Source organism: bacterium (genome assembly GCA_016786595.1).
Classification (GTDB): domain Bacteria; phylum Bdellovibrionota_C; class UBA2361; order SZUA-149; family JAEUWB01; genus JAEUWB01.
This window is the reverse complement of sequence record JAEUWB010000040.1, coordinates 1-4,785: the sequence shown is the minus strand read 5'-3', so window position 1 is coordinate 4,785 and position 4,785 is coordinate 1. Positions and strand designations below refer to the sequence as shown.

The window sequence follows — 4,785 nt, the reverse complement described above, 5'->3', positions numbered from 1 at the left end:
AGCGTCGCCATCAATTCCGTGGTAATCTGAAAAAGTTGTGCCGCAGCATTGAATTGCCTGCGTTAAGACTTTTTTAATTTCCTTGGCAAGTAATTTAATCTCTACGTTCTTCAGGCTTAAGGTTTTGCGCCTTGGATTGATTTTTGCGCGAAATAGAATTTCGGATGCGTAGATGTTGCCAATCCCGACAATTTTATCTTGGCGCATTAAGAAGCTCTTTAGTGGTTGATTGGTAGAGAGTAGTAATTGTTTCAGTCCTTGCGCATCAAAAGCTGAACTAAGTGGATCTATTCCCGTAGCAGGAAGGCTGCGCCGCAGTTCGATTGTTCCAAATCTACGTGTATCGGTGAAATGCACATTGCCTTTTTCTGTAACAATCACAACACGTGTACTTTTTAAATTTTCACTAAATTTTGTTTGCTTGAGGATTACTCCACCCAAATTGCGTTTTGACTTTTCACGAGAATTTTTTGCCCAAATTAAATTCCCCGTCATCCTCAGGTGAATCAATAAGTAGCTACGATCGCTCAAGGCAAGTGCGACTTGCTTGCCATGTCTAAAAACATCTTTAACTGAGAGATTTCTTAGTGTGCTCAGTGCTCGGTTTTTAAGTTTTCGGTCGAGAATAAGGATGTGGTTGATTGATTGTCCGAGGATTTTTTTCTTTAGTCCGCGTGCAACCGTTTCAACTTCAGGTAATTCAGGCATCTCGCAGATAAATTACTCGTTAGCAGGAACAAGGATGCGACTACAGCCGGGGCATTGAATCAGGTTATTCCCCGCTAGGATTTGGTTATAGGTCTGTGGTGGCAGTGCTCGGAAGCAAGACATGCAAGAGCCAGACTTTGCCACAGCTACCGGATCTGCTGGGTAACGCACTTTAACTCGGTTATAGAGCTTTTGTAAGCGGTCCTCGAGTTTGGAGTAAAATTGCAATCTCTCTGCGTTAACACCAGCAATTTTGACGGATAGGTCTTCAATTGATTTAGAGGTTTCCGCTTGTACGCCCTCAAATTCCGCTTGGATATTTTCGAGTGCCCCGCGTGCCTCTGTTAATGATTTCTCGACTTCAGCTGCAGCCTCAATGGCTTTTAGTGCGCGTTCTTCATTAACTTGCAGCATTCTGCTGGCGATATCGATTTCACGTTCAATCAGCTTCTGTGCTTTGGTTCCTGCAACGGTAGCAAGTTGTTTTTTACGTTCTGTGATTCGAGTCTGTTCGTCGCGCAAGCGATGTTGTTCTACTTGTTCTCGTAATTTAAGTTCTTTATTGTGAGTTTCTAATTCTTGAACTTGTTTACGTTTAGCTTCAACTTGTTGACTTTTAGTCTGTAAGCTAGCTTCAATTTTGTGTTTTTCATTTGTGTGGCGAACTACCTCAGAATCGCAACTTGAAAGAGAAAGGAGAGTTTGCACAACGCCATCAACCATGGAAAAGTACCTGCGGTCAGAATTAAATTTGTTTCGTCTACTTAACGTAATGTTTTATGGAATTTAGCATTTTTGTCAAACCTACTAGGGTTTTGCCGAGAAGAACGCATTCTTGAGTGGTTCGAGTAGGAATCCTCACCTAATCAAACACTGTCCATGGGTGGATGCCAAGAATGTCAAAATAAGAGTTTTAGCCTAAGGTATTTAGCCTAAGGTACGGGGCTACTTTTTAGCCTAAGGTATAGCCTAAGGTACGGGGCTACTTTCCACTGCCCTACCCAGGCCTCAAGATTACACATCCAACTACATTATCGTCCAGATTCATCTATTAGTTGCGTATGATTGGAAATATTTATGGTTTCGCTGCTACTTGAAATTCTGCGCTTTTGCTTGAGAAAGTAACCCGATACCATTTTGAATAATACCATTTTGAATACCATTTTGAATACCATTTTGAATGGCTGTGGGTACAGGGTTACTTTTTCAACTTTTTCACGTTTTTCAAGGATTTCTACTGTTCAAGAAAGAAGAGTAGACGGATTTAAACCTTGACGTTGTCTCAGTGAAACCCGTCTTACTCTTTACAACTTAACGGCAGGTCTTACGACTTGGCTCGATGGATGATAATGCTGGTTACTTTGAAGCTTGTGTCGAATTCGTAGACAATTGTCGCCTTGATCGTCTTGCCCTGCTCACGACCAGTAACTTCGACAGAATGTGTCACGACATTTCCGCAAGTACCAATAGTTTGCAAGACTTCTTCATGCAGATCGGGGCATGTAGCAAAGATTTGCTCAAAATACTCCTTAAGCTCTGCACGATTTCTGCATACGGGGATGCCGGCTCCGTTATGGCAAGAATAAACCAGCGCACGTTCGTGAAAGAAAGCGACGAAAGCCGCGATGTCGCGTGCGTTGTATGCAGCCACAATAGCGGCGGCAGTTGATGTAAATGTTTCTCCTGGCATTGTGTTCCTCGTTTCTGGCGCAAGCGCCTGGTGGAAAAGTACGATTCAAAAGCTTGAGGCTCTGATCCACCAAGCGCTCTTCGGCCGGGAATTTTAGGCAAGGAATTAAGAAAGTAAAACGTTAGGTAATCCGTCTACTCGAAATGAAGCAGGGGTTATATCATGCCCGATGACAAAAATGAAGCCCTGTGTACGGGTATAGTTTTTTGCTGGTGAGCCTTGCGTTTCTCCAGGCAAACGTCCGTGTGCTAAAACTTAGAAAGTGAGCAAAATCTTCTTCGTTTGAGAGTCATTTAATGTGACCGTCGCACCACTTGACCCCACAACTTCTTTAACCTTAGCCGCCAAAAGATCTTTTGCCACCACTGGCATAGCTTCAACTGGAAAATCTTTGACGTAGACGATTAACCTACCCTGCTTTGGCCATTCTAGCTTTTCCAGTTTAGGCCCAATAATCGAGTGGGCTTTAAAAAACCTCTCTAAACGCGTTTCAACGGGGGCATTTACTTCGGTTTCAAACTCTCGATACTCTTGCTGAAACTTCGCTCGAATCGCCTCAATACTTTTTTTCTTATCTTCTGGAGCGTAATCAAGTGATTTGGTAATTTCACGAATTGCCTCTGCGAACTTCTCTTCGCCCCGGTAAACTAATGCATTGGCCACAAGTGCCGGATAAAAGCTCGGGTCTTCTGCCACAATCTGATCAATCTCCACCCGAGCCAACTGACTGTTGCCTGCTTGAAGTAGCGCTAAAACATAATCGACGTGAGTTAACTTGTCTTCAGGCTTAATCTCTAAATAGCGTTCATAAAAGCCAATTGCTTGATCTAGAATGCCAATCCGCACCGAAGTCTTGGCTAGAGCCTGCAATGCTTCAGGGTTTTCTGGTGACCGCTCAAGCACGGCTTTATATTCCTTAAGCCCAGCCATGATCCCTTCAGGGCTTTTTTCCATAAATCCAAGTTCTAATTTTGACTTAGCAAGTTCTAACTCTTGTTCAAGTGAGCGTTGACTTAAGTCTGTCGCTTCAACTCGACTAATACTTGTTTTAAAATCTGAAATCTGGCGATTTAAAAGACGCGTCTCTTTAGGCAAAGCTAAATATCTGCCCAATTGATTTAAGCCGAGCCAAAGAAAAAACCCACAGAACGTAGAGATTAGCAATAATTGCTTCATGATCTAGCCTCAACTACCCGAAAAGCGTGCACGAAAAACACACTCACGAAAGATTAAAAACAAACCAATAAGAACCAGAGGCAGTGCGATCACTTGCGCCTCACTGGCCCAAGCCAAGACCTTCGGCTCAATTCTCAAAAACTCAACAAAAAAACGACTGCACGAGGAAAGCACCAAATACAATCCGAAGACTGCCCCATCGGAGCGTATTGGCTTTGACCGCGAAGCAAAATTCTGCAAAATCCAAACAGTCAGAAGTGCCATGATCGTTTCATAGGCTGGTGTCGGATGAACATACACAGCTGGATCAGTTGGAATCACCCCGAGTAAATAACGAAAACCCCAAGGCACAGTAGTGACGACCCCATAGTCCCCATCCCCAGAAAGATGACAACCAACTCGGCCAATTGCATAACCCAGCGCAAGCGCAGGAGCCACCGCATCTGCAACTAATGCAACTGAAAGTCTTGCCCTGTAGGCCATAGCAACGACAACACAAGTTGCCAGAATAAAGCCACCATAGAAAGTAAAGCCGCCAGTAGAGAAAATATCGGCAATGCTAAAGGGTTCACCGGAATTAAGCATATAAAGTAAACGTGCTCCGGCTATCCCAGAAACTGCACCCCAGAAAAGCGCATCTTCAGCGAAAGCCCCCTTTGCCCCACGCTTTTCGAGCTCTAACTTAAAAAGTCTTCCTGCGGCTAGAAAGCAAAATACCAACATCAATCCAAAAGAATTTACTGGCAGTGGTCCGATTTGAAAAATTACGGGGATCATTTATAGCTTACTTAATGCTTAATTTATTCATTAAACTTCTTTCATAAAACATTGAAAATTTTTAAAAAATTTCCTTATTTGTTCAATCATATCAAGAAGCTGAGCTGCTGTTAAAATCCTAATTCAAAAGAAGTCTAATGATCCATTTTTCGCAAGAAAAATGGACAAAAAACAAAAATAGGCTTCTTTCGATAAAACATTGAAAAATTTTAAAAAAATTTCCTCATGTGTTCAATCATATCAAGAAGCTGAGCTACTGTTAAAATCCTAATTCAAAAGAAGTCTAATGATCCATTTTTCGCAAGAAAAATGGACAAAAAACAAAAATAGACTTCTTTCGATAAAACATTGAAAATTTTTAAAAAATTTCCTTATTTGTTCAATCATATCAAGAAGCTGAGCTGCTGTTAAAATCCTAATTCAAAAGAAGTCTA

5 protein-coding genes are annotated in these 4,785 nt (G+C 42.1%); all 5 read right to left on the bottom strand.

Going from position 1 to position 4,785, the window contains the following annotated elements; genetic code table 11:
* The coding region (locus JNK13_06365) for a hypothetical protein (protein ID MBL7662357.1) at window positions 1-708 on the bottom strand (708 nt) is incomplete at its 3' end.
* 12 nt (window positions 709-720) lie between these two features.
* Entirely contained in the window at window positions 721-1,431 is a 711-nt protein-coding gene (locus JNK13_06360; GenBank protein ID MBL7662356.1) for a hypothetical protein, read from the bottom strand.
* Between the two features lie 601 nt (window positions 1,432-2,032).
* A complete protein-coding gene (locus JNK13_06355; protein ID MBL7662355.1) occupies window positions 2,033-2,398 on the bottom strand; it encodes a nuclear transport factor 2 family protein in 366 nt (121 codons plus the stop codon).
* Between the two features lie 255 nt (window positions 2,399-2,653).
* The gene (locus tag JNK13_06350) at window positions 2,654-3,574 is read right to left on the bottom strand and encodes a hypothetical protein (GenBank protein ID MBL7662354.1); all 921 of its coding nucleotides are present in this window, start codon (window positions 3,572-3,574) and stop codon (window positions 2,654-2,656) included.
* A 9-nt stretch (window positions 3,575-3,583) separates the two neighbouring features.
* Window positions 3,584-4,351: a prolipoprotein diacylglyceryl transferase gene (locus tag JNK13_06345; protein ID MBL7662353.1), complete on the bottom strand. Its 768-nt coding sequence runs from the start codon at window positions 4,349-4,351 to the stop codon at window positions 3,584-3,586.
* Window positions 4,352-4,785: the final 434 nt, after the last annotated feature.